This is a genomic window from Microbacterium sp. UBA7513 (assembly GCF_002478345.1).
Classification (GTDB): Bacteria; Actinomycetota; Actinomycetes; order Actinomycetales; family Microbacteriaceae; genus Microbacterium.
In genome coordinates, this window is sequence record NZ_DLNJ01000028.1 from 1 (window position 1) to 21808 (window position 21808).

Here is a 21808-nt window from a genome sequence, read left to right on the forward strand (position 1 = left end):
ACCACTCAAACGGACGCGGCCGGCGAACGCGCGAAAGACAGGATCACCGCCGGGGCTTCACTCGCCACCATCGCCTTCGAGGTCGCGTTCCTGGCGGCAGCCGGCGCCTCGTCCTACTGGGTGCGTCGAGTGACTGGACGGCTCTGGGTCGCGATTCTCGTCCACGCCTTCACAGACTGGGCCCTCTACCTCGCCTCGGGTGCGGGTACCCCGGCTGCCTCCCTGCCGCAAGCTCACTCCTCGGAGAACCCTGACCCCTTCCAGGCCACCTTCCAGACCCTGTTGCGCATCGCGACGACGATCAGTCTCGTCAGCATCATCCGCGAAGACCGACTCACGAGGCGCGAGATGCGCGTGTAGACGACGGATGCCTGACCTTTTCCGCCCGAGCTCGTCCATATCCGATCGGTCCTCCGGACTCGGCGAGCGACCACTCGCCGGGGCGATCCCGGCGCGGGTCACGGCGTCCGAGTCGCGTCGAACCGTGTACGCCCGTTCAGCGTTGCGCTAGCGTGACGAGCAGAACTTCGCTCGATCTTTGTCTCGCCCCCCATACGAGGAGACCGATGTCCGTACGTTCCACGCCGTTCATTCAGGATGCCGCTACCGGAAAGCGCGTGACGCCCTGGTGGCTGGCTTACATCTTGGTGTTCCTCGTACTCATCATCGGGGTGCAGGCGGGCGTGCTGGCGGTGTTCGCGCAGGCGTGGCCGGTGGAGAAGGGCACCCCCGAGGCCCAGCTGCAGGACATGATTTCCTTTGCTGTCGCGGGCCTGGCCCTGTTGGTGTGGGTGGTGGTGTTCGAGCGCCGCAGGATCCGCACCCTCGGCTTCCGCCGGCCAGGTCGGGGTCTGCTCACGCTGCTCATCGGTTTCGTCGCCGGCGTCGTCCTGCTGTCTATCCCGACCCTGTTCCTGTGGGCGACGGGGGCGTACGTGCAGGTGGACGCCCCGGTCGCATCGACCAGTGGTGCCAGCGCCACGGGGCTGCTGGTGCTGCTTGCTCTGACGTTCGTGGTGCAGGGCGGCACGGAGGAGCTGCTCACGCGCGGGTTCCTGCTGCAGAACGGTGGCCTGAAGTTTCCCGGGTGGTTGGCGGTGCTGCTTCCCGCACTGCTGTTCACGCTGATCCACGGCGTGCTCATCCACCCGCTGCCGTTCGCGATGATCTTTCTGTTCGCGTTGATGGCCTCGTTCCTCGTGCTGCGCACCGGCGCGCTTTGGCTCGTGATCGGCATCCACGCCGGCTGGAACTTCACGATGGGCAACATCTTCGGAGTTCCGGTGTCGGGGCTGCCCCCGCTGACCACCTCCGCGATCTTTCTCGAGCCGGCCCCGGGCGCCCCGGACTGGCTCACCGGCGGGGACTTCGGTACCGAGGCGAGCCTGCCGGCGGTGATCGTGCTGATCATCGCGGCCGCGGTGTCGTTCATCGTCTACCGGCGGTGGGATGCGGCTCGCTCCGCACAGGTCACCGCGACCTCGGTGACGGCATGAGCGCGCGAACTCGGGCACGGCACGGAGGGGTCGTCTGATGGAATTCGCCGTCATGGGCGTAGCGGCGGCCTTCGGGATCTTCGCGATCGTGTGGTTGGCCCGCAACCGTCGTCCCATCGGTCGGAGCCTCGGATTTACCGTCAGCCGGTGGACGGTGCCGGAGATTCTGGTCGGTCTGGCCATCCCGCTTCTGGTGATCGGTCTGGTGTTCCTCGTCGAATGGGCGCTCGGCGCCATCCGCGTGGGCGCTGGGGCGGAGGACTGGTCGGGGCTGGGTGGAGCGGTGGGCGAGATCATCTTCTTCGCGGTGTTCGAGGAAGTCCTGTTCCGGGTGTTGCTGCTCGCGGCCCTTGTGATCCTCCTGCGGCGCCTCTCCGCCGGGCGGTGGATCGCTGTCGCCATCGTCGCGGTGATCTTCGGCGCGGTGCATCTCACCAACGACAACGCCACCCTCATCGGCGCTTTCGGCACGGCCCTGGGTGGCGTCATCTATGGGATCGCGTACCTCGGCACCCGGGCGATCTGGCTTCCCCTGTTCCTGCACATCTCGTGGAATCTCAGCCAAGCGCTGTGGGGGTTCCCCGTCAGTGGCACGACGCGCTGGCCTGGATGGGTGACCTCGACCTCGGTCGAAGGGGGCGAGGTGCTGAACGGGGGTGCCTACGGCCCCGAAGCGGGCGTGCCCGGGATGCTCGCACGACTCGTGATCATCGCCCTGGTGTTCCTCTACCTGAAGCTCGTGTGGAAGGACGGCAGCATCCGCACGCTCACTTTCGCCCCTGATCCCCTCAAGCACCCCAAGCCGACCGTAGCCGCCTGACATCCGTACAGAAGGAGTCCGATGTCGATCCGCGACACCCCGTTCATCCAAGACGCCGCCACAGGCAAGCGGGTCACCCGCTGGTGGATCGCGTACCCGCTCGTGTTGATCGGGATGATCTTTATCGTCCAGTTCGGCCTCATGGGCGTGTTCGAGCTGACGTTGCACCCCGAACCCGGCTCGCCTGAAGCGCAGTGGCTGGAAATCCCGGCCGGCCTCGTCCCTACCGCGCTCATCATTCTCTGGGTGGTCCTGTTCGAGCGCCGCCACATCAAGACCATGGGATTCAGGCGCCCCGGACGTGGCGTCCTTCTGCTCCTCCTCGGGATCCCGATCGGCGCACTGATGATCACCGTGCCGATCCTGCTGCTGTGGGCCACAGGCAACTACCGACTGATCGACGCTCCTGCCGGCACCACCAGCGGCACCGCGGCACTGTTGCTCGTCCTGGTGCTCGTGCTCACCCACGTGGTGCAGGGCGGCAACGAGGAGATCCTCATCCGCGGCTTCCTGATGCAGAGCTCCGGCCTGCAGATGCCCGGATGGCTAGCCGTCGTCCTCCCCGCGCTGCTGTTCACGCTTATGCATGGCGTCCTGACCAAGCCGCTCGGGTTCACCACCATCATGATGTATGCCATCTTCGCGGCCTTCATCGTCCTCTGGCAGAACTCCCTGTGGCTCATCATCGGCATCCACGGTGGCTGGAACTGGGCCGAGGGCAACGTCTGGGGCGTCCAGGTCGACGGCATCAACGTCCAGAAGACCGGCCTCATCTTCCTCGAACCCACCGAGAACGCCCCGGAATGGATCACCGGAGCGGGATTCGGGCCAGAGGGCGGCGTCGTCGGCGCCATCTCGCTCATTGTCTTCGCCGGTATCGCCTCCATGCTCTATCGGCGCAACCGCTCGCGGGGCACGCGCCCAGCCACCGTCGGCGGCAGCGCCAAATAGAAGCGCGGCCCTCCGAGATACGTATACTCGCTGCTCGGTGTTGGTTTGAACTCGTCCGAGACGTCCGTGTGCACGCTTCTGCTCAGCCCATGTTCCGCTGTTCACGAGTTGCCGGGGGGCGTCGTCGCTTCCCAACCCCCAAGTGCTCGCAAGAATCTCCGGGCCTTCGTCACGTCCCGTCAAGGGGGTACGACACCCCGGCTTCGCGTCCTAATGTCGGAGTCATGGCTATTGAACTGAACCGACCGGCGCTGAAGCTCGCGCGCTCCCTCGTCCGCGACGGCAAGGTCGTGCGGGACGAGCGCGACGACTGGTCGGAGGCGGCGCCCAGCGCGGAGGACGAGAACCGCTTCATCGACGAGCACGGGTGGACGGAGTTCGCCCACTGGCACCTCGGCATCGACAAGAGCGAGAACCCCGAGACGAAGAAGGCGTACAGCTTTCCGTTCGGCGACTTCCGGAAAGTGCGTCGTTCCGGCGTGATCTCGGGGGAGAGCCGCGCCGGTCAGTACGACCACGCGGAGATCCGGGACGAGCTGCGCAAGCTCCTCGAGCTCATCGACTCGGCGGAGTCCTGACGCCCGCTCCTCGCGGAGTCCCGGAACCTAGCTGCTCGGCGAGGTCTCCTCAAGCCCCTCGGCGACTCCGGTTCCAGCCGGGAGACTGGGGCCAGCCCGATCGAAGGAGAAGACATGGAATCGACACCCGACGACGTCGGCGGTCAGCCGCTGCGCGACGGCGACGCCACCACCGAGGCTGACCCGAGCAACGATCCCGCGCAGGCGGAATGGGAGCGCACAGAAGCCCTCGACGACGGTGCGGCACCGGAAGATCTGGCGGCGCAGACCGCCACCAGCCGTGATCCCGAGGAGATCCCCGGTCCCGACGATGAGGTGCCGGCGGAGGACGTGCCGGGCTCCACCCCGCAGCCAGAGAGCCAGGGGGAGGACCCGGTCCTCGCCGACCTCGGCGAGGAAGGCCAGGGCGACCTGGGGCCGGGGGACGTCTGATGGCCATCACGACGATCGTCACCCGCTCGAAGAACGGCCAGTGGGTCAACGAGGTGGAGGGCGCGCCAGAGCTCTCCCGCAGCTACACCAGCCGTGACGAGGCGATCGAGGAGGGGGAAGCGCTGGCCTCCGAGCACGGTGCCCGCCACGAGATCGAGGAGAGCGAGCCGACCGGCACCATCACCGACGGCGGCGACCCGGACGACGTCTGAAGCTCCACGACTGCTCAGCGCACGATGACGAGTTCGCGCGTCGTGCGGGTCATCGCCACATAGCGGTCGACCGCCCCCGTGCGCCCGGAGCCGAATGCCTCCGGGCGCACGAGGACCACGAGGTCGAACTCCAGTCCTTTGGCGTCCTCCGGTGTCAGCGCCCTGACCCGCGGACTCGGCGCGAAGGTGGGGTCGCCGATGACTGCAGCGACTCCCTCCGGGTTCGCCGCGAGCCACGCCTCCAGCACCGCGTCGCGCTCGGCCACCGCGCCGTATCGGACCGGGATGCCGCTCTCCCGCACGGACGTCGGGACATTGGCGTCGGGCAGCGCTTGGCGGATGGTCGGTGCAGCCAGCGCCATCACCTCGGCCGGCGTGCGGTAGTTGACCCGGAGCGAGGCGATCCGCACGTTCCGCAGGCCGAGGCGTTCGAGGCGATCCGCCCAGGACTCCGGGAAGGCCCTCCGTGCCTGGGCCCTGTCGCCCACGACGGTGAAGCTGCGAGAGGGGCACCGCGCGATCAGCGTTCGCCACTGCGCATCGGTGAGCTCCTGCGCCTCATCGACGACGATGTGTCCGAAGGGGCCCGCGAGCTCATCCGGCGGGAGCGGGGGAGGTGCGTCCGCTCCCGCGAGCACGTTCCGCGCATCTTCGCCGCGCAGGATCGACATCACCTTCATCTCGCTGTCATCGCTTTCGATGAGGTGGTCGACGACCGCGGACATCTGTTCCTCGGCCGCGGCGGCTGCCACGTGTCGCCGGTGCTGCTCTCGGACGGCTTCGGGGTCGCCGATCCGGCGGTGCGCTGCGTCGAGCAGGGAAAGGTCCGCGTCCGTCCAGGGTGCCCGTTCTGCTCGGCTCAGCAGAGCGCGCTCGTCGGCCGTGAGGTCGGGCGCGCACTGCTCGAGCAGCGTCGGGGATGCCCAGAGCGCGGCGACCACCGCCTCCGGTGCCAACAGCGGCCAGGCCCGCCGGAAGGTCGCCGTGAGTTCGTCGTCCTGCCGCAGCCACCGGCGGATCGAGGACTCGGAGACCTCCGCGTCGCGGACCTGGTCCACGAGCATCTCCAGCACTTCCTCCCAGACCTCGTCGCGCGCTTCGTTGTGCGGCGACGCCGGATCCGCTGTGGCGAACAGGTCGGCCCAGTCCTCGCGGCTCACCCAGAGATCGGCCCACGGTGTCTCGAGGCGGAGAGCGTGCGTCGGCGGCCGGGTCAGCGCCGAGATCGCCGCGGGGATCACCTGCTCCGGGTCGAGGCGCTGCTTGATCTCAGCCACCCGGGGATCCGCCTCCGGGATGGCGCCCGCGCCTTCGGGAGTGAGGTCGCGCAGGGTGCACAACATCACCGTGTCCTCGCCGAGGCTCGGCAGCACATCCTCCACGTAGCCGAGGTACTGCGGGTTCGGCCCCACGAGGAGCATGCCGCCGGCTCCGTTCGTCAGCCGCGGCTCGGCGTACAGGAGGTGCGCGGCGCGATGCAGCGCGACCACCGTCTTGCCGGTGCCCGGGCCGCCGTCTACGACGAGCGCACCGGGCGAAGGCGCTCGCACGATGGCGTCCTGATCCGCCTGGATGGTCGCCAGCACGTCGCGCATCCGCCCGGTCCGGTGGGCGTCGAGGCTGGCGAGAAAAGCCGACTGGTCGTCGAGGGAGGCGGCGCCGTCGAGGCCCTCCGGCGACAGGGCCTCGTCCCAGTAGTCCGTGATCCTGCCACCTTTCCACCGGTACCGTCGCCGGGAGAGGAGGCCCCGGGGGTCTTCCCAGGTCGCGGCGAAGTACGGTTCCGCAGCCCGAGCCCGCCAGTCGACGAGCAGGCGGGTGCCGTCCGCATCGGACACCCCGGCGCGACCGATGTACACCGGCGGTCCGGCCGCGGGGGTCATCCGGCCCAGGCACATGTCGATGCCGTAGCGCTCCCGCAGGCGCAGCGTCGCGCTGAGGCGGCGGATCTCCAGGTCGCGATCGACCGCCGTGACGCCCGCGTCCGCGGCCTGCCGGCGCACGAGGGCGAGACGAGCGGTCAGGGCGTCGCGTTCCCGGGAGAGGGCGACGCCGAGCCGTCGGAGGTGGACGCGGTCGGCGGCGATGAGGTCGTCTGCGGACTTCGCCGCATGGTCGGCGGACAGGTCAAAGGGGTCGAGCACCGGAGGTCTCCTTCGCGAGGGCATGCGGGGGCACGCGAGTCGTCGATTCTGCCTCTCGAGGGGGGCCTTGTGGCAAGCCCCCACCCCGGCGATATCCTGGAGATGCAGGGAGACGAGGGGACCTCACCATGACCCATCGGATCGGCTACCTCATCGGCAGCCTCGCATCGGACTCGATCAACCGCGTCCTGGCCACGGCGCTCGTGCGGCTGGCTCCGCCGGACCTGGAGCTCGTGGAGATCCCGATCCGCGACCTCCCCCTCTACAACCGCGACGACGAACTCGAACCGATCGCTGCGGTCACCGCGTTCAAGAGTGCGATCGAGGGCGCGGACGGGCTGCTGCTCGTGTCTCCGGAGTACAACCGCTCCATCCCCGGGGCGTTGAAGAACGCCATCGACTGGGGCTCGCGACCCTGGGGGCACAACTCGTTCGCACGCAAGCCCACCGGCATCATCGGCGCCTCGACCGGAGCGATCGGCACCGCGGTCATGCAGTCGTCGATGCGGAGCGTGCTGAGCTTCCTCAATGCGCCCCAGCTGAACGCCCCGGAGGCGTACATCACGTTCCGACCCGAGGTGTTCGGCACCGACGGGCAGGTGTACGACGCCGACACCGAGAAGTTCCTCGCGCACTACATGGAGGAGTACGCGGCGTTCGTCGAGCGGGTGCTGTCGCTCACCGCTCCGGGTCACGTCGGCGACCGGTAGCCGCCGCCGCGCTCGCCGCGTCAGGAGAGCGTGTCCGCCACGAGGGCGCTCAAGGCCAGGGCGTCGTGGGGTGCGTGCCCGCGGGCGTCGTTGTCGAAGTACACGAAGACGTCGCGCGGTGTCCCGTCGTCGGCGCCGGTCCCGTCGGCCCACCCGCGGATGAGCCTCGCCCACTCCCGCAGCTCCGCCTCGGTGTAGGCGCTGTGGTAGAGCATCTGCGCGCCGTGGAGGCGGACGTAGACGAAGTCGGCGGTGAGGGCGTCGAACCGCGGCCACGTCCCGGCGGTGTCGGCGATGACGAGGGAAGTCCCGTGATGCTGCAGGAGCCTCAGGCTCGAGGGGTCGGCGAAGGAATCTGAACGCGGTTCGAGGGCGAAGCGGAGCGGGCGGTCGGCATCGATCTCCAGCCACGCCCGGTCCTGCAGCCGCTCGTCGTGCCGCCGGGCGAGGGAGAGGGCCTCCGCCGTCGTCTGCGGAAGGGCGTCGAGGAACGCCTCCACGAGCTCCGCGTCGAAATGCTGCCGCGCGGGGAGCTGCCAGAGGATCGGTCCGAGGCGGGGACCGAGGGCGAGGACGCCCGAGGCGAAGAAGTTGGCCAGCGCCTGTTCGACGTTGCGCAGCCGCAGCATGTGGCTGACGTAGCGTGAGCCCTTGACCGCGAACACGAAGTCGTCGGGAACGCTCGCCGCCCACCGGCGGTAGCTCTCGGGCCGCTGCAGAGAGTAGAACGAGCCGTTGAGTTCGACGGTGGGGAACTGCGATCCGATGTGCTCGAGCTCTCGACGCTGCGGCAGGCCGCGCGGGTAGAAGTCGCCGCGCCACCGGGCGTACCGCCACCCGGAGACGCCGATGCGTACCCGGCCCTGCTTGCTCTGCCGCGTCATGGCCGCCTCCGTCGGGTCAAGCCCCTTGCCGCTGCCGTTCGGCGTCGGCAGGCTGGACTCGTCCACACCGAAGGAGGAGAAGCCATGTCTCTCAATGACCATCCGATCGACGATGTGAAGCCCGAGGCGGACCTGCAGGAGCAGGAGCGCCTTGCGGAGGAGGTTCCCGAGGACCCGGAAGTTCCGACCCCCTTGGCACCGGAGCCGCATCCCATCGAGGCGGACCCCGCGGACGCCGCGGAGCAGCGCATCGAAGTGCAGCTGGATGAGGACGGCCTCGACGAGCCCACCGACGGCTGACGGCCTCCGGCGGCAGGTGCACCGGGGCGGCGGTCGAGACAGGGGAGAGGCGTCATGACGAACGACCGTAGCCCGAGCGGTGCACGCCCTCGCCGGGGTTGACGCTCGGCGGGACGGCGGCTAGCCGCGGGGTATGCCCTCTCGACGGGACCGCCCCAACCCGGTGCTGCCGAGAGGGCTCACCGTCCTACCCGGACGGTTGGGGAGGCGGCGAAGTCTCGCTGTCTCTACGGCTGATCCCCCAGAGATTCAGCCGGTAGCCCCCGCTACGAAGAGCAGAATATCCCTTAATCCTCTTGTCCGCCATTTGGGGGACAAAACTTTCTTCGAAAATTCTGCGCGGCTCCCGGCTCTGTCGCCGATACGGGCCGTTCCGTAGGGTGGGGGCATGGACAGGATGCTCGTCTTCGCTGGTCAGGTCGCACTTCCGGTCGGGCACCGGGTCGAGGTCTCCGAACTCGTCGACCCGCAGACGGAGGAGCCCGTCGTCCTCTCGCTGCTCGATCTGGACACCGGCATCCGCTATCGACGCGCCGAGGAGCCGCGCGCCGAGGTGACGCACTGGATCGGTCGCGTCCTCGACTGCACGGTGGCCGTGGGCGTCGCTCCGCGGACGTCGCTGCTCATCGACCCCATCGGGCCGTCGGCCAGCGGCGCGGGCATCGCTCTGCGCGGCGCGGACGCGGCGGTCAACGCGGCCAAGGCCGAGGCGGATCGCTGGGGTGGATCGGACCGTCCCGCTCCGGAGGAGCCCGAACGCTTCTGGTGACCACCGGAAGCCGGGCGCCTCGGGCGCCGGACTCATCGGGCACCGGACTCATCGGAAGTCCCGCGAGCGGTGCATGACCCCCGTGCGGAGGTCTTCGAAGGCGTCGGCGAGCACATTGACGACCCCCTCCGGTGAGCGCTCGAGGATGCCGCGGATGATGAGCGCCGGGGACTCTCGGGCGATACGACCGAACCGACCCCAGACCCCCGTCGAGCAGATCACGTTCACCAACCCGCTCTCGTCCTCGAGGTTGACGAAGGTGACGCCGGCGGCCGTGGCGGGGCGCTGTCGATGGGTGACGAGACCGGCCACCTCGACGCGTCGTCCGGTCTCGTGCCGCTGCAGGTCCGCGGCCGTCAGGACGCCGCGAGCCCGGAGGTCGTCGCGGAAGTGCGTCATCGGGTGGTCGTCGGTCGAGATACCGGTCGCCCAGAGGTCGGCCGAGAGGCGCTCGTAGCTGGTCTGGTCGGCGAACAGCGGGGGCTGCACCGCCACCGTGGTCCCCGGAAGGAACCGGGCGCGGTCTTCCGCGGCGGCTCCGGCGAGCCAGATGGCCTCCCGGCGCTCCAACCCGAGGCACGCGAAGGCTCCGGCGGTGGCGAGGGCCTCCAACTGAGCGGCCGTCGCGTCGGTCCGGCGCACGAGGTCGTGCAGATCGCGGTAGGGACCGTGCGCCTCCCGCTCGGCGACGATGCGCTCCGCCATCGGCACCCCGATCCCGCGGATGCCGCTGAGCCCGAGGCGCACCGCGAACCGTCCGTCCCGCCGGTGCGCCGCGGACTCGTCCGGTGCGCTCCGGTCGAAGCGGTGCACGGGTGGTTGCGGGTCGGCCAGGCAGTCGTCCCTCCCGGTCGTCCCTGCGGCGTCCGGCGTGAGGGGTTCGAGGGTCTCGGTGGCGGAGGAGAGATGGAGATCCGGGCGACGGACCTCCACACCGTGCCGACGGGCATCCGCCGTGAGGGTCGCAGGGGAGTAGAAGCCCATCGGCTGCGACCGCAGCAGGCCCGCGAGGAAAGCGGCCGGATAGTGCAGCTTCAACCATGAGCTCGCGTAGACGAGCAGGGCGAAGGACAGGGAATGGGACTCGGCGAAGCCGAAGTTCGAGAACGCCTGGATCTGCGCGTAGATCCGGTCGGCGGCATCGTCGACCAGCCCGCGGCGGGCCATCCCGGCGTACAGCTTGTCCCTGACCTTCTCGATCTTCTCCAGACCCCGCTTCGATCCCATCGCCCGGCGCAGCAGGTCGGCCTCATCGGCCGTGCAGTCGCCGACGGCCGTGGCCATCTGGATCAGCTGCTCCTGGAAGATGGGGATGCCCAGAGTCCGCGCGAGGATGTCCTCCAGGTCGCTGTGCGGGTAGGGGATGGGGAACTCCTCCGGGGGCTCGCCCCTGGCCTCCCGCTCCCGGTTCACCTCGTCCACCTTGTCCTTCGCCATCTTCCGACGGACGAACGGGTGCACGGCGCCGCCCTGGATGGGTCCGGGGCGGATGAGAGCGATCTGGATGGCGAGGTCGTAGAAGCGTCGCGGCTGCAGCCGGGGGAGCAGCCCGATCTGCGCGCGGGACTCCACCTGGAAGACGCCGATCGAGTCGGCCCGGCAGAGCATGTCGTAGACGCCGGCCTCCTCCTTCGGCAGGGTCTCCAGCGTCCACTCCTCGCCCGTCGCCTCCCGGACCAGGTCGAAGCAGTGCTGCAGCGCCGCGAGCATGCCCAGACCGAGGAGGTCGAACTTCACCAGTCCCATGAAGGCGGCGTCGTCCTTGTCCCACTGGATGACGGTGCGGTCCTCCATGCGGGCGTGCTCGACCGGCACCACCTCACCGACCGGCCGGGCTGTGAGCACCATGCCGCCCGAGTGGATCCCCAGATGCCGTGGAGCCTTCAGCAGCTCGGCCGCGTAGTCGAGCACGGTGTCGGGGATGTCGTGGCCCTCGACGGGTTCGAGCCCCGATCCCCAGCCGTCCACCTGCCGCGACCAGGAGTCCTGCTGTCCCGGAGAGTGCCCCAGGGCTCTGGCCATATCGCGGACCGCATTCTTCGGCCGGTACTGGATGACGTTCGCCACCTGAGCCGCCCGCTCCCTGCCGTACTCCCGGTAGACCCACTGGATGATCTCCTCCCGTCGCCGTGAGTCGAAGTCCACGTCGATGTCCGGCTCCTCCGTGCGGGTGGTGGCGAGGAAGCGCTCGAAGGGAAGACGGTAGAGGATCGGGTCGACCGCGGTGATGCCCAGCAGATAGCAGACCGCGCTCGCCGCGGCCGAACCCCGGCCCTGGCAGAGGATGCCGCGTCGCCGGGCCTCCGTCACGATGCCGTGCACGATGAGGAAGTACCCGGGGAAGTCCTTCTCCTCGATCACGTCGAGCTCGCGGGCGATGCGCCGACGGCCGTCCGCGTCCAGCCGCGGGTACTTCGACGGGACAGCCTCCCAGACGAGGTGCCGCAGCCAGCTCATCGGCGTGTGCCCCGTCGGCACGTCCTGACGGGGGAGAGCCGGGCGCGCCATCCGGAGCGGGAAGGCCGAGGCCGCGGCCAGCTCCAGGCCGTGCGAGATCGCACCGGGGTACCGTCGGAAGCGCGCGGTCATCTCCGCCCCGCTGCGCAGGTGCGCGCCGCCGTGGGCCGGCAGCCAGCCGTCGAGCTCGTCCATGCTCCGGACCGCACGGACCGCGGCCACCGCCTCGGCGAGGGGGGCCTGGTCCGGGCGGGCGTAATGCACGTTGTTGGTCGCCACGACGGGCAGCCGCATCCGGCGGGCGAGGTCGGCGAGGGCGTCGTTGCGCCGGGTGTCCAGCGGATCGCCGTGGTCGAAGAGCTCGACGGAGACATTGTCGCGTCCGAAGAGGTCGACGAGGTGGCGTAGCGGCGCGGCGGCGTCTCCGGCCTCCAGGCCCTGCCGTACCGCCCCCTTGCGGCAGCCGGTGAGGATCGTCCAGTGCCCGTCGGCGGTCGCCGCGAGCTCGTCGAGGTCGTAGACCGGGCGCCCTTTCTCCCCGCCGCGGAGCTGGGCCGCGGTGATCGCTCCGGACAGGCGGTGGTACCCCTCGAGGCCCCGGGCGAGCACCAGCAGATGAGTGCCCGGCGGGTCGGCGGCCCCCTGCGGAGCGGAGGGCAGATCGAGAGAGAGCTCGGCACCGTAGACGGTCTGCAGGCGCAGCTCCATGAGCTCCGCCAGCTCGGCGAAGCGCGCGGCGCCGTAGAACCCGTCGTGGTCGGTGAGGGCGAGCGCGCGGAGGCCGAGACGCTCGGCCTCCGCGAGGAGGTCCTCGGGGGAGGACGCCCCGTCGAGGAAGGAGTAGGACGAGTGCGCGTGCAGCTCGGCATAGGGCACGGCCTCCTCCGGACGCTCCGGGAGGGACGGGGGGACGCGCTTCCGTGGACGACTCACCGGCCCGGGGTCCGGTCGGAGCCTCGGCGGCGCGGAGGTCGCTTCAGGGGTGGGCTCTCCGCTGAGGGTGCGTTCGAGCTGATCCCAGGTCAATGGCGGATTGTGCCAGCCCATCAGCGGTACCTCCCTTCAGCCCACCAGCGCTCGCCGGCCAGGAAGACGAGCCAGGCGCGGTCTCGGTCGTCGACGATCTGGAGTCGGTGGCCTCGCTTGCCGCCGCCCGTGCTCCAGCGCCGTTCGTGCACGGGCCACGGGCCGGCCCAGGCCTGCACGGTCGCCCCGTCGATGCGGGCGGGGTCGTGCGTGAGGGCGCCACGATCATCGACGTCGATCGTGCTCCCGTCCGCAGCGACGACGCCGATGGGGCGCGGCGGGCGGAACACCTCGGAGGGGAGAGGGTCGGGAAGGCTCCCCGGCCAGGGGGACCGCGGATCACGAGGCGGGACCGGACGCTCGCCCCACGGCGTGAGCACCTGACGATCGGCGAGCCAGCGCCCTCCGGAGAGGGCAGCGGTGACCACGCCCTGATGCCCCAGCATGGTCTGCACCCGTGAGACCGCGTGATGCAGTCGCTCATCGGTGCCCGAGCCGAAGAGTCCTGGTTGGTGATGGGCCGCATCGTCCACCGCGACGGGGAGGAGGCGGGCGGCCACGATGCCCCCGAATGCCCTGGCCTCGTCGACGGGCGCGCTCGCGGTCAGGGCGGCCAGCGCCTCCAGCTGCCAGCGCACGCGGTCCACGAGGTCGGCGGCGTCGAAGCTCGTCGGGTGCAGCCAGGTGCGGGAGTGGACGGCGCCGTCGTCGTCTGTCAGGTCGATCCGCACCTCGGTGCACACGAGCGACGCGTCCGCCAGAGCGAGCATCACGGCATCGGCGGTCTGCCGCACGGCGAAGGCCACCTGGTCGGTGCCTCCGAGAGGGGACTCGAACTCGATGGTCCTGGCCAGTTCGGGGTCGGGCGGCCGGGGAGTCAGGGGCCGGGAGTCGGCGCCGGCGGCGAGGGCCTGCAGGCGGGCGCCGTGTTCGCCGAAGCGGTCGCGGACGTCGAGAGGGGCGAGCGCGGTGAACTCGCCGAGAGTGCGTACGCCGAGGCGGAGGAGGAGATCGCTGATCTGCTCGTCGCGGAGCACCTGCACGGGATAGGGGGCCAGGAACTCGCGGGAGCCGCCCGGAGGTACGACCGTGCAGGACGCCGTTCCTCGGGCCGCGATCTCGGCGGTGAAGGGTCCGTCGGCGACGCCGACACGCACTTCGGGGAAGCCGGCAGCGGCGAGGATCGTGGACAGGGCTGTCGCCGCCTCGGCCTCCCCGCCGTGATAGCGGGCGATCCCGCGGGCGCGCAGGATCGCGAGGCCGGGACGCAGCAGCGTCACACCCGGGGCGTGCTTCTCGATGAGCTGCAGCACCGGGACGAAGGCACGCTCGTCCTTCTCGGCGTCGTGGGGGAGGACCTGCAGCGAGGAGAGGAGGCCCTGGGCGACGCGGCGACGCTGCCCGATGCGGACGCCGTGCGCGCGAGCGGATGCGGTGCAGGCGACGACCATGTTGGCCTGTACCAGGGCCGTGGGCGGATGCGACCCTCCGCCCAGCACCGCTCGCAGCGGCCAGTCGGGGAACCAGAGGACGAGGACACGGAGAGGGGCGTTCATCCCGCCTCCGCCCAGAAGAGGAGGTCGGATGACCCGGCCTCAGCGCTGTCCGTCGCCGAGGGGGCGAGCGGCGGCAGGGCGGTCAGCTCTGCGCCCACGGTCTCCACGGCTCCGTGCCCGCCGGGCAGTCGGACACGCACGCTCGAGGCGCGAGGGCTGTGCCTGGTCCGCGCCGTGACCGTCACCGTGCAGTCCGAGAGCAGCCCCCACCCCTCGCCGAGCCCATGCCAGTCCGGATCATGGAGCCGGATGGTCCCCTCGCTCTGTGCCCAGCGCCCCGCGCCCGGTTCCTCCGCCACGAGGAGCGTGGACCCGCGGTCGCGCAGGCGGGCGCTGAGTCGGGACACATCGGCATCCCGTGCCCTCGTCGTGGGCTGCACGACGATCAGGGGCACCACCTCGGCCAGCGCGGATGCGACGGCGAGCCAGCGGTCCCCCGGGTCGGGGACGAGGATCAGTCGGCTCAGGTCGATGCCGTAGGCGGCAGCGGCCTCGACCCCCAGGGTGGGCATGCCGATCACCGCGCACCAGTGCCCGCGGTCGGAGGAGGCGCTGAGCAGCGCGAGCACGAGGGCGGGCGAGGGGGAGACGGTGTACGAGGTGCCCGTCTGCAGCCCCTCCTCCGGCAGCAGTGCGGCGAAGGCGGGATCGAGGGGGAGGAGCGTGTGCTCGCTGCGCCGCCGCTGCATCCGGCTGATCTCGCGGCGCAGCCGCAGCACCTCTCCGGCGCGGCTGTCGCTGGTCGGAGAGAGCGCGGTCATCGCATCGAGCCCGATCCCCATGTGTCCATCCTCGAAGATATGTACGAGTAAAGCAAGTGGCGCGACTGACGCTAGTTCGTACATCCGACATTGCTCCGCGGTTGTCCACAGGGCTCTCCGCGCCTTCCTGGATCTCCCTAACCTGCGGGGATGGACATCCGTCTCGCCCTCCTCGGCCTCGTGCATGGCGGCCTCCTCGCGATCGGCATCCTGCTGACCGTGATCGACGCCCGCACGCACCGCCTCCCGAACCGCATCGTGCTGCCGACCCTGTTCCTGCTGCTCCTGGCTGCGGCCGCCGACGCCGTCGTCACCGCCGACGCGGCCGCGCTGGGGCGGGGCCTGCTCGGGTCCCTCGTGCTCGGCGGCTTCTATGCGGCCCTGCGGCTGCTCAGCCGGGCGGGCATGGGTGGAGGAGATGTGAAGCTCGCCCTCGTGATCGGGCTCGTCCTCGCCTGGCACGGCTGGGGCGCGTTCCTCCTCGGCGCCTCGTCCGCCTTCGTGCTCGGAGCGGTCTACGCTCTCGTGCTCCTCGCCGCGGGACGGGCCGACCGGAGGACCCGCATCGCCTTCGGCCCGTGGATGATCGCGGGGGCGGTCCTCGGCGTCCTCGGCGGCTGACCGGGCAGGTCGCCCCGAATGAGGGAGGGCAGCGCTACCCTGGGCACATGGCACTCGCACGACTTCACGGTGGCCCGCTGGACGGGCAGATCATCCCCCTCGACGACGACGCGGACGACAAGCTGATCGTCCCCTACAGCGAGACGCAGGTGGTCTACAACCGCCGCGGCGAGCCGCAGAACACGGGCGAGGGCGATGGCCCCACCGAGATCGACTACTGGTTCGAGGAAGCCCTCGAAGACCTCACGCTCGAGGATGACTGAGCCCTCTCGCACCGTCGAGGTCGAGCGCACGTACGACGTCGACGAGGGGACGCCCCTGCCCGACTGGACGGCGATCCCCGGCGTCGACGCCGTCTCGCCCGGCGAGCACCGCGCTCTCGACGCCCGCTACCTGGACACCGTGGATGGAACGCTGGCCCGTGCCGGCGTCGCGGTGCGCCGTCGCTCCGGGGGCCCGGACGAGGGATGGCACATCAAGGGTCCGCGGCAGGGCGACGGCCGGGTCGAGCAGGGCTGGCCCCTCGGTGGCGAGGAGCTCCCGACGGCGGTGCGTGAGGCGATCGCCGCCTGGACGACCGCGCCGCTGGAGCCGCTCGCGCGCATCGAGAACGACCGGACGGCCTACCTCCTCACCGGACCGGACGGCGTCGTGGCGGAGTTCGTCGACGACCGTGTGCGCGCGACCGATCTGCGCAGCGGAACACGTCGGGCGTGGCGGGAGTGGGAGGTCGAACTCGGACCGGCGGCTCCGTCCGACGACGCCGGTCGTGCGGCGTTCTTCGCGGCGATCGAGACCGCCGTGCGCACCGCCGGTGCACGAGCGGCCGGCTCCGATTCGAAGCTCGCCCGGGCTCTCGGCTTCTAGGCCTCCCACCCTCCGGAAGCAACCCCTTTCCGGGTGGGCGTCCGGGGTGGTTGAGTGACGACATGAGTCGACCGCCCGTGCTCCGATCGCTGCAGACGATCGTCCCCGAGACCGTCATCGTGCAGGAGCAGGTGCGCGACGTCTTCGCCGCGCAGCCCGACCTGGGACGGCTGGCGCAGCGCATCGTGGCGACGTCGTTCAACGTCTCCGGCATCGACACGCGGCACACCGTGATCGCGGAGCTCGCCGAAGACGCCGCTCCGGACGAGCCGCTGTTCTACGACCGCGGTTCGGGAAGGCTGCTGGCGCCGGGCACGAAGGCGCGCAACGACGTCTATACGCGTGAGGCTTCCCGTCTTTTCGTCGAGGCCGCGCGCCGCGCCCTCGAGGCGGACCCCGACCTGGACGCGGCGGACGTGACGCACGTCATCACGGTCTCCTGTACGGGCTTCCACGCCCCGGGACCCGAATACGAGATCGTGCGCGGGCTCGGCCTGTCCGACGCCGTGCAGCGCTACCACCTCGGCTTCATGGGGTGCTATGCCTCGATGCCGGCTCTGCGCGCGGCCGCACAGTTCTGCGCGGCCGAGGAGAACGCCGTCGTCCTCGTCGTCAGCGTCGAGCTGTGCACGCTGCACCTGCGCTCCTCCGAGGATCCGGACACCATCGTGGCCTCCTCCCTGTTCGCCGACGGGGCGGCCGCGGGGATCGTGACGGCACGGGACCTGCCCACGGCCGTCCCCGCCCTCCGGCTCGACGGCTTCCACACCGCGATCGTGCCGGAGGGTGTCGACGACATGGCCTGGACGATCGGCGACTCCGGTTTCGAGATGATCCTGTCGACCGCCGTCCCGCAGATCATCGGCGAGTCGATCATCGGGGCACTCGCGCCGCTCTACGGGCGGGAGGAGGGGCTGGCGGAGGCCTTCGCCGCTGGGCAGGTGGGGGACCGGGTGCGCCACTGGGCGATCCATCCCGGCGGACGGAGCATCCTCGACCGCGTGCAGGAGCGGATGGCGCTGAGCGATGCGCAGCTGCGGCCCGCGCGCGAGACGCTCCGGGAGTACGGGAACATGTCGAGTGCGACGGTGCTGTTCGTGCTGAAACGCATCCTCGAACAGGAGGGTGCGGAGCCCGGCGACCGCGTGGCGGCGATGGCCTTCGGGCCTGGCCTCACCGCCGAGAGCGCGTTGCTGACCGTCGTCGCACCCGCACCGTGAGCGTGGATCTGTCGGCGCGTGCCGCCGAGCTCGTCGAGCTCATGGACGACCCCGACGCGGACGAGGAGGCGCTCGGTCGCACGTACCGACGCTTCAGCGCCGTCAACGCGGTCGTCTCGCGCCCCGGGCGGCTGTACCGCCGCGACATCCGTCCCCGGGCGGCGTCCGGGCGTCCGCTGCGCATCCTCGACATCGGCGCCGGCGGGGGAGACCTGTGTCGCGACCTCGTCCGCCGACTGCGGCGCGACGGCCTCCGGGCCGACATCACCGCTCTGGACGCCGACGAGCGCGCGATCCGCTGGGCCTCGGCACACGACGACGGCGCGGGGATCCACTATCGTCACGCACTCTCCAGCGACCTCGTGACGGCGGGCGAGACCTATGACATCGTCCTCTCCAACCACGTCCTCCATCACCTCGACGCCGCAGCGCTGCACGCGGTGCTCGCCGACTCCCGTGCGCTGGTGGGCGATCGCGGACTCGTCTCCCACCACGACATCGCCCGCAGCCGTCTGGCCTATGGGGCGTTCGCGGCCGGGACCTGGCCGTTCGCGCGGAACCTCCTCGCCGGGTCCTTCATCCGGGTCGACGGTCTCCTGAGCATCCGCCGCTCGTACACTCCGCAGGAGCTCGCGGCGGTGGCCCCGTCGGACTGGGAGGTGCGGTCGCACCTGCCCGCACGGCTCGAGCTGCGCTGGGAGGGCGCAGATGGTCGACCATGACGTCCTCGTGGTGGGAGGCGGTCCGGTCGGGCTGCTCCTCGCCTGCCTCGTGGCGCAGGACGGCCGCCGGGTGCGCGTGTGCGAGCGTCGCACGGACCGGGGCACGCAGACGCGCGCGATCGGGATCCACCGTCCGGGGCTCGATGCCCTCGATGCGGCCGGGGTGGGCACCGCGGTGCGCTCCGAGGCGCTCCGGCTGTCCGGCGGGGAGGTCCGCAGTCGCGGGCGGCGGCTCGCTGCCCTGACCTTCCCGTCCGAACGTCCTGTCCTCACGCTCGCGCAGCCGCGCACCGAGGAATTGCTGCGGGGCCGCCTCCGGGCGCTGCGACCCGATGCGCTGCAGTCCGGCTCCGTCGTCCGCTCGATCCGCGACGAGGGGCCGTTCGTGCGGGTCGGGATCGACGGCGAGCACGGGTGCCGCGAGGAGACGGCGTCGATCATGGTCGTCGCCGACGGCGTGCGGAGTCCTTTCCGGACGGCGTTCGGTGCCGGCTGGGACCCGCGGTCGGGGAGCGCCGACTACGCGATGCTCGACGTCGACGCCCCGCAGACCGACGATCGTGCCGTGCTGTACTTCGAGCCGGACGGCCTCGTGGAGTCCTTCCCCTTGCCGGGCGGGCGGCACCGCTGGGTGGTGCGCGAAGACCGTGGCAGGGCGGTGACCTCGGCCGCTGAGCTGGCAGGCCTCGTCGCGCAGCGGACGGGGCACGCCCTCGACGTGGACCCCGCCGCGCCCGTGTCATCGTTCCGCGCGGCCCAGCATGCCGCGCGACGGCTGCACCGCGGACGGATCGTCCTGCTCGGGGACGCCGCGCACGAGGTGAGCCCCATCGGCGGTCAGGGCATGAACCTCGGCTGGGCGGATGCGCTCCGGCTGAGGGACGCGTTGCGCCGGACCGACCGGGGCGCCGTCCCCGTCCTGGACGGCTTCGCCCGAGAGGTCCGGAGGACCACGCGGAGGGCGCATCGCCGTTCCGCGTTCTTCATGGCGATGGGGACTCCGGCGATCGCGCCGGTCGTCGCCGTCCGGGAGGGGCTGGTCGGCGTGCTCGGCTCTACGCCACTGCGCGGGTGGACGACCGGCCTCATCACGATGCGCGGCCTGTGACGCGAGAAGGCCCGGTCCGCGATGCGCGGACCGGGCCTTCTCGAGGCGTCGGATCAGAAGTTGATCATGTGGCCGGCCAGGCCGTGGAAGCCCTCCTGCAGCGCCTCCGACAGCGTCGGGTGCGTGTGCACGTTGCGGGCCAGCTCGAGAGCCGTGAGGTCCCACTTCTGCGCGAGGGTCAGCTCGGGCAGCAGCTCCGACACGTCGGGACCGATCATGTGCGCGCCGATGAGCTCCAGGTGCTCGGCATCGGCGATGAGCTTGACGAAGCCGACCGGCTCGCCGAGGCCGTGCGCCTTGCCGTTGGCCATGAACGGGAAGGTCGCGACCTTGATCTCACGCCCCTCGTCCTTGGCCTGCTGCTCGGTGAGCCCGAACGATGCGACCTGCGGGGAGCAGAACGTGGCGCGCGGCATCATGCGGTAGTCGCCCAGCGTCTGGGTCTCAGCACCGCCGATGGTCTCGGCCGCCACGACGCCCTGGGCCTCGGCCACGTGTGCGAGCTGCAGCTTGGCGGTCACGTCGCCGATGGCGTAGATGCCCTCGACGTTGGTGCGCATGTGGTCGTCGATGTCGATCGCGCCGCGCTCCGTCAGCTTCACACCCGTCTTGTCGAGTCCGAAGCCCTCGACGTTCGGGGCGAACCCGACCGACATGAGCACCTTGTCGGCCTCGATCGACGCCTGCTGGCCGTCCTTGCCGGTGTAGGAGACGGTGACGGAGGAACCGTTATCGACGACCGACTCGACCTTGGTGGAGGTGAGGATGTCGACGCCGTAGTTCTTGTACTGCTTCGTGATCTCCTTCGACACGTCGGCGTCCTCGTTGGGGAGGGCGCGGTCGAGGAACTCGATGATCGTGACCTTCACGCCGTAGTTCGTCATCACGTAGGCGAACTCCATGCCGATGGCGCCGGCGCCGACGATCACGATGGACTTCGGCAACTCACGGGAGAGGATCTGCTCCTCGTAGGTCACGACGTTGTCGCTGAGCTGCACACCGGGAAGCAGGCGGACCTTCGATCCCGTCGCGATGATCGCGTTGTCGAACGTGACCTCCTCGGTGGAGCCGTCCGCCTTCGCGACCGAGATGGCCTTCGGGCCGGTGAAGGTGCCGCGGCCGTCGTACTCGGTCACCTTGTTCTTCTTCATGAGGAAGTGGATGCCCTTGACCCGGCCGTCCGCGACGACGCGGCTGCGGTCGAACGCCTTGCCGTAGTCGATCGTGAACTCTCCGGAGATCCCGAAGAAGTCGGCCTTGTGGTTCAGGGTGTGCGCGATCTCCGCGTTCTTCAGGAGCGCCTTGGAGGGGATGCAGCCGACGTTGAGGCAGACACCACCCCAGTACTTCTCCTCGATGATTGCGGTGGACAGGCCGAGCTGTGCGCTGCGAACCGCAGCGACGTATCCGCCAGGACCTGCACCAAGGATGACGACGTCGTAATGTGGCATGTCTTAAGCCTATCGCTCAGAGGGGGCGTCGGAATCGGTGGGGGCCGGTCCTCGAGGGCGGCGCACGATGAGCCAGACGACCGCGCTCAGCGCGGCGAGCACGCCCAGGATCACCAGCACCCAGATCCATGGGGAAGCGGCTCCGGCGTCGTCTCCCGCGTCCGGTGCCGTCGTCGCGGTCGCCTCGGGGGTAGCGGTCTGCTCCGTCGTCGGCGCCGCGGTCGGGGGAGCGGTGGTGGGCTCGCCCGTCGCGGCGCCCTCGTCGCCGACGGTGACGGTGAAGGAGAACTCTCCGGACGTCGGGTGGCCGTCGCTCGAGACGACCTTCCAGACGACGCGGTACTCCCCGGCGGGGCCCGAGCCGGTCAGGGGCTGGGTCACGATCGCCCCGTCGACCGTGGGGGCGCCGTCGATCACGGACTCGCCGGCCGGATCGGTGACGGTGAGTTCCGTCGCACCCTCCCCCTCGATGAGCTTGGCGCTGAAGGTGAGGGTCAGCTCCGCGGGCAGGGTCTCCACACTGCTGTCCGCCGCAGGCGACGACGACACGAGAGCGTCGTGGGCCGAAGCCGACAGCGGCGGGGAGAAGAGGACGAGGAACGCGGCGAGGAGGGTGGCTACGAGGGCGATCGGGGCCGCCGGGCGGCGCAGAGCTGTGGTCTTCACGAGTCCAGCCTATGAATCCCCGGTATGGGACCGCTGAGTGCGAAAGCGGCCTCCCGC

The 21808-nt window shown here is 70.4% G+C and carries 23 protein-coding genes; 16 read left to right on the forward strand and 7 right to left on the reverse strand.

Annotated features, from left to right (window positions below):
- The 7 genes from B2W79_RS14745 to B2W79_RS14775 form a co-directional block, all read left to right on the forward strand.
- Positions 1-360 (forward strand): CPBP family intramembrane glutamic endopeptidase (locus B2W79_RS14745; protein WP_292790655.1); only part of this gene is annotated, 360 nt, incomplete at its 5' end.
- A gap of 206 nt (positions 361-566) precedes the next feature.
- Complete coding sequence (locus B2W79_RS14750; protein WP_292790658.1) at positions 567-1496, forward strand: CPBP family intramembrane glutamic endopeptidase; 930 nt, start codon at positions 567-569, stop codon at positions 1494-1496.
- Between the two features lie 37 nt (positions 1497-1533).
- Positions 1534-2316: a CPBP family intramembrane glutamic endopeptidase gene (locus B2W79_RS14755; RefSeq protein WP_292790661.1), complete on the forward strand. Its 783-nt coding sequence runs from the start codon at positions 1534-1536 to the stop codon at positions 2314-2316.
- A 21-nt stretch (positions 2317-2337) separates the two neighbouring features.
- Positions 2338-3267: a CPBP family intramembrane glutamic endopeptidase gene (locus tag B2W79_RS14760; RefSeq protein WP_071329874.1), complete on the forward strand. Its 930-nt coding sequence runs from the start codon at positions 2338-2340 to the stop codon at positions 3265-3267.
- Positions 3268-3491: 224 nt separating this feature from the next.
- Positions 3492-3845: a hypothetical protein gene (locus B2W79_RS14765; protein WP_292790666.1), complete on the forward strand. Its 354-nt coding sequence runs from the start codon at positions 3492-3494 to the stop codon at positions 3843-3845.
- Between the two features lie 114 nt (positions 3846-3959).
- Entirely contained in the window at positions 3960-4277 is a 318-nt protein-coding gene (locus B2W79_RS14770) for a sugar ABC transporter ATPase (protein ID WP_292790667.1), read from the forward strand.
- Positions 4277-4489: a DUF2188 domain-containing protein gene (locus tag B2W79_RS14775; protein WP_292790670.1), complete on the forward strand. Its 213-nt coding sequence runs from the start codon at positions 4277-4279 to the stop codon at positions 4487-4489. The genes B2W79_RS14770 and B2W79_RS14775 overlap by 1 nt, the downstream gene beginning before the upstream one ends.
- A gap of 14 nt (positions 4490-4503) precedes the next feature.
- On the opposite strand, the gene helR is transcribed toward B2W79_RS14775, so the two are convergent.
- On the reverse strand, positions 4504-6633 hold the full coding sequence (gene helR / locus B2W79_RS14780) for an RNA polymerase recycling motor ATPase HelR (protein WP_292790673.1): 2130 nt from the start codon (positions 6631-6633) through the stop codon (positions 4504-4506).
- Positions 6634-6761: 128 nt separating this feature from the next.
- Here helR and B2W79_RS14785 point away from each other — a divergent pair, with 128 nt between their 5' ends.
- Entirely contained in the window at positions 6762-7343 is a 582-nt protein-coding gene (locus B2W79_RS14785) for an NADPH-dependent FMN reductase (RefSeq protein ID WP_071329869.1), read from the forward strand.
- Positions 7344-7363: 20 nt separating this feature from the next.
- Here the strand turns inward: B2W79_RS14785 and B2W79_RS14790 are convergent, their stop codons facing one another.
- Positions 7364-8227 (reverse strand): DUF72 domain-containing protein, encoded by an 864-nt coding sequence (locus B2W79_RS14790; RefSeq protein WP_071329903.1) that lies wholly within the window; start codon positions 8225-8227, stop codon positions 7364-7366.
- An 84-nt stretch (positions 8228-8311) separates the two neighbouring features.
- Here B2W79_RS14790 and B2W79_RS14795 point away from each other — a divergent pair, with 84 nt between their 5' ends.
- Positions 8312-8527: a hypothetical protein gene (locus B2W79_RS14795; RefSeq protein ID WP_292790675.1), complete on the forward strand. Its 216-nt coding sequence runs from the start codon at positions 8312-8314 to the stop codon at positions 8525-8527.
- A gap of 388 nt (positions 8528-8915) precedes the next feature.
- Entirely contained in the window at positions 8916-9296 is a 381-nt protein-coding gene (locus B2W79_RS14800) for a hypothetical protein (RefSeq protein ID WP_292790677.1), read from the forward strand.
- Between the two features lie 48 nt (positions 9297-9344).
- Here B2W79_RS14800 and B2W79_RS14805 read toward each other — a convergent pair whose 3' ends face one another.
- From B2W79_RS14805 to B2W79_RS14815, 3 genes are read right to left on the reverse strand one after another with little or no spacing between them, the layout of a single operon-like run.
- Entirely contained in the window at positions 9345-12800 is a 3456-nt protein-coding gene (locus tag B2W79_RS14805; protein WP_292790680.1) for an error-prone DNA polymerase, read from the reverse strand.
- Complete coding sequence (locus B2W79_RS14810) at positions 12800-14335, reverse strand: DNA polymerase Y family protein (protein WP_292790683.1); 1536 nt, start codon at positions 14333-14335, stop codon at positions 12800-12802. The genes B2W79_RS14805 and B2W79_RS14810 overlap by 1 nt, the downstream gene beginning before the upstream one ends.
- Positions 14332-15117 carry a hypothetical protein gene (locus B2W79_RS14815; protein WP_292790686.1) on the reverse strand — a complete coding sequence of 262 codons (786 nt, stop codon included), beginning with the start codon at positions 15115-15117 and terminating at the stop codon, positions 14332-14334. The genes B2W79_RS14810 and B2W79_RS14815 overlap by 4 nt, the downstream gene beginning before the upstream one ends.
- Positions 15118-15246: 129 nt before the next feature.
- Between B2W79_RS14815 and B2W79_RS14820 the strand changes: the two genes are divergently transcribed.
- The 6 genes from B2W79_RS14820 (at position 15247) to B2W79_RS14845 (ending at position 19634) form a co-directional block, all read left to right on the forward strand.
- A complete protein-coding gene (locus tag B2W79_RS14820) occupies positions 15247-15717 on the forward strand; it encodes a prepilin peptidase (RefSeq protein ID WP_071329863.1) in 471 nt (156 codons plus the stop codon).
- A 47-nt stretch (positions 15718-15764) separates the two neighbouring features.
- Entirely contained in the window at positions 15765-15980 is a 216-nt protein-coding gene (locus B2W79_RS14825; RefSeq protein WP_025105115.1) for a hypothetical protein, read from the forward strand.
- Positions 15973-16584, forward strand: a complete 612-nt coding sequence (locus tag B2W79_RS14830) for a CYTH domain-containing protein (protein ID WP_292790690.1) — start codon at positions 15973-15975, stop codon at positions 16582-16584. The genes B2W79_RS14825 and B2W79_RS14830 overlap by 8 nt, the downstream gene beginning before the upstream one ends.
- Before the next feature lie 62 nt (positions 16585-16646).
- Positions 16647-17804 carry a type III polyketide synthase gene (locus B2W79_RS14835; RefSeq protein ID WP_292790693.1) on the forward strand — a complete coding sequence of 386 codons (1158 nt, stop codon included), beginning with the start codon at positions 16647-16649 and terminating at the stop codon, positions 17802-17804.
- The gene (locus B2W79_RS14840) at positions 17801-18526 is read left to right on the forward strand and encodes a methyltransferase domain-containing protein (RefSeq protein ID WP_292790696.1); all 726 of its coding nucleotides are present in this window, start codon (positions 17801-17803) and stop codon (positions 18524-18526) included. Before B2W79_RS14835 ends, B2W79_RS14840 begins: the two co-directional genes overlap by 4 nt.
- Positions 18513-19634: an FAD-dependent oxidoreductase gene (locus tag B2W79_RS14845; protein WP_292790698.1), complete on the forward strand. Its 1122-nt coding sequence runs from the start codon at positions 18513-18515 to the stop codon at positions 19632-19634. Before B2W79_RS14840 ends, B2W79_RS14845 begins: the two co-directional genes overlap by 14 nt.
- Before the next feature lie 53 nt (positions 19635-19687).
- On the opposite strand, the gene lpdA is transcribed toward B2W79_RS14845, so the two are convergent.
- Together lpdA and B2W79_RS14855 are read right to left on the reverse strand one after the other, a co-directional pair.
- Positions 19688-21085 (reverse strand): dihydrolipoyl dehydrogenase, encoded by a 1398-nt coding sequence (gene lpdA / locus B2W79_RS14850; protein ID WP_071329858.1) that lies wholly within the window; start codon positions 21083-21085, stop codon positions 19688-19690.
- A gap of 9 nt (positions 21086-21094) precedes the next feature.
- Complete coding sequence (locus B2W79_RS14855) at positions 21095-21751, reverse strand: copper resistance CopC family protein (protein WP_071329857.1); 657 nt, start codon at positions 21749-21751, stop codon at positions 21095-21097.
- Positions 21752-21808 lie beyond the last annotated feature (57 nt).

Coding starts and splice junctions, on each gene's coding strand:
- B2W79_RS14750 (WP_292790658.1), top strand. CDS start 567: ATGTCCGTACGTTCCACGCCGTTCATTCAGGATGCCGCTACCGGAAAG.
- B2W79_RS14755 (WP_292790661.1), top strand. CDS start 1,534: ATGGAATTCGCCGTCATGGGCGTAGCGGCGGCCTTCGGGATCTTCGCG.
- B2W79_RS14760 (WP_071329874.1), top strand. CDS start 2,338: ATGTCGATCCGCGACACCCCGTTCATCCAAGACGCCGCCACAGGCAAG.
- B2W79_RS14765 (WP_292790666.1), top strand. CDS start 3,492: ATGGCTATTGAACTGAACCGACCGGCGCTGAAGCTCGCGCGCTCCCTC.
- B2W79_RS14770 (WP_292790667.1), top strand. CDS start 3,960: ATGGAATCGACACCCGACGACGTCGGCGGTCAGCCGCTGCGCGACGGC.
- B2W79_RS14775 (WP_292790670.1), top strand. CDS start 4,277: ATGGCCATCACGACGATCGTCACCCGCTCGAAGAACGGCCAGTGGGTC.
- B2W79_RS14785 (WP_071329869.1), top strand. CDS start 6,762: ATGACCCATCGGATCGGCTACCTCATCGGCAGCCTCGCATCGGACTCG.
- B2W79_RS14790 (WP_071329903.1), bottom strand. CDS start 8,227: ATGACGCGGCAGAGCAAGCAGGGCCGGGTACGCATCGGCGTCTCCGGG.
- B2W79_RS14795 (WP_292790675.1), top strand. CDS start 8,312: ATGTCTCTCAATGACCATCCGATCGACGATGTGAAGCCCGAGGCGGAC.
- B2W79_RS14800 (WP_292790677.1), top strand. CDS start 8,916: ATGGACAGGATGCTCGTCTTCGCTGGTCAGGTCGCACTTCCGGTCGGG.
- B2W79_RS14805 (WP_292790680.1), bottom strand. CDS start 12,800: ATGGGCTGGCACAATCCGCCATTGACCTGGGATCAGCTCGAACGCACC.
- B2W79_RS14810 (WP_292790683.1), bottom strand. CDS start 14,335: ATGAACGCCCCTCTCCGTGTCCTCGTCCTCTGGTTCCCCGACTGGCCG.
- B2W79_RS14815 (WP_292790686.1), bottom strand. CDS start 15,117: ATGGGGATCGGGCTCGATGCGATGACCGCGCTCTCTCCGACCAGCGAC.
- B2W79_RS14820 (WP_071329863.1), top strand. CDS start 15,247: ATGGACATCCGTCTCGCCCTCCTCGGCCTCGTGCATGGCGGCCTCCTC.
- B2W79_RS14825 (WP_025105115.1), top strand. CDS start 15,765: ATGGCACTCGCACGACTTCACGGTGGCCCGCTGGACGGGCAGATCATC.
- B2W79_RS14830 (WP_292790690.1), top strand. CDS start 15,973: ATGACTGAGCCCTCTCGCACCGTCGAGGTCGAGCGCACGTACGACGTC.
- B2W79_RS14835 (WP_292790693.1), top strand. CDS start 16,647: ATGAGTCGACCGCCCGTGCTCCGATCGCTGCAGACGATCGTCCCCGAG.
- B2W79_RS14845 (WP_292790698.1), top strand. CDS start 18,513: ATGGTCGACCATGACGTCCTCGTGGTGGGAGGCGGTCCGGTCGGGCTG.
- lpdA (WP_071329858.1), bottom strand. CDS start 21,085: ATGCCACATTACGACGTCGTCATCCTTGGTGCAGGTCCTGGCGGATAC.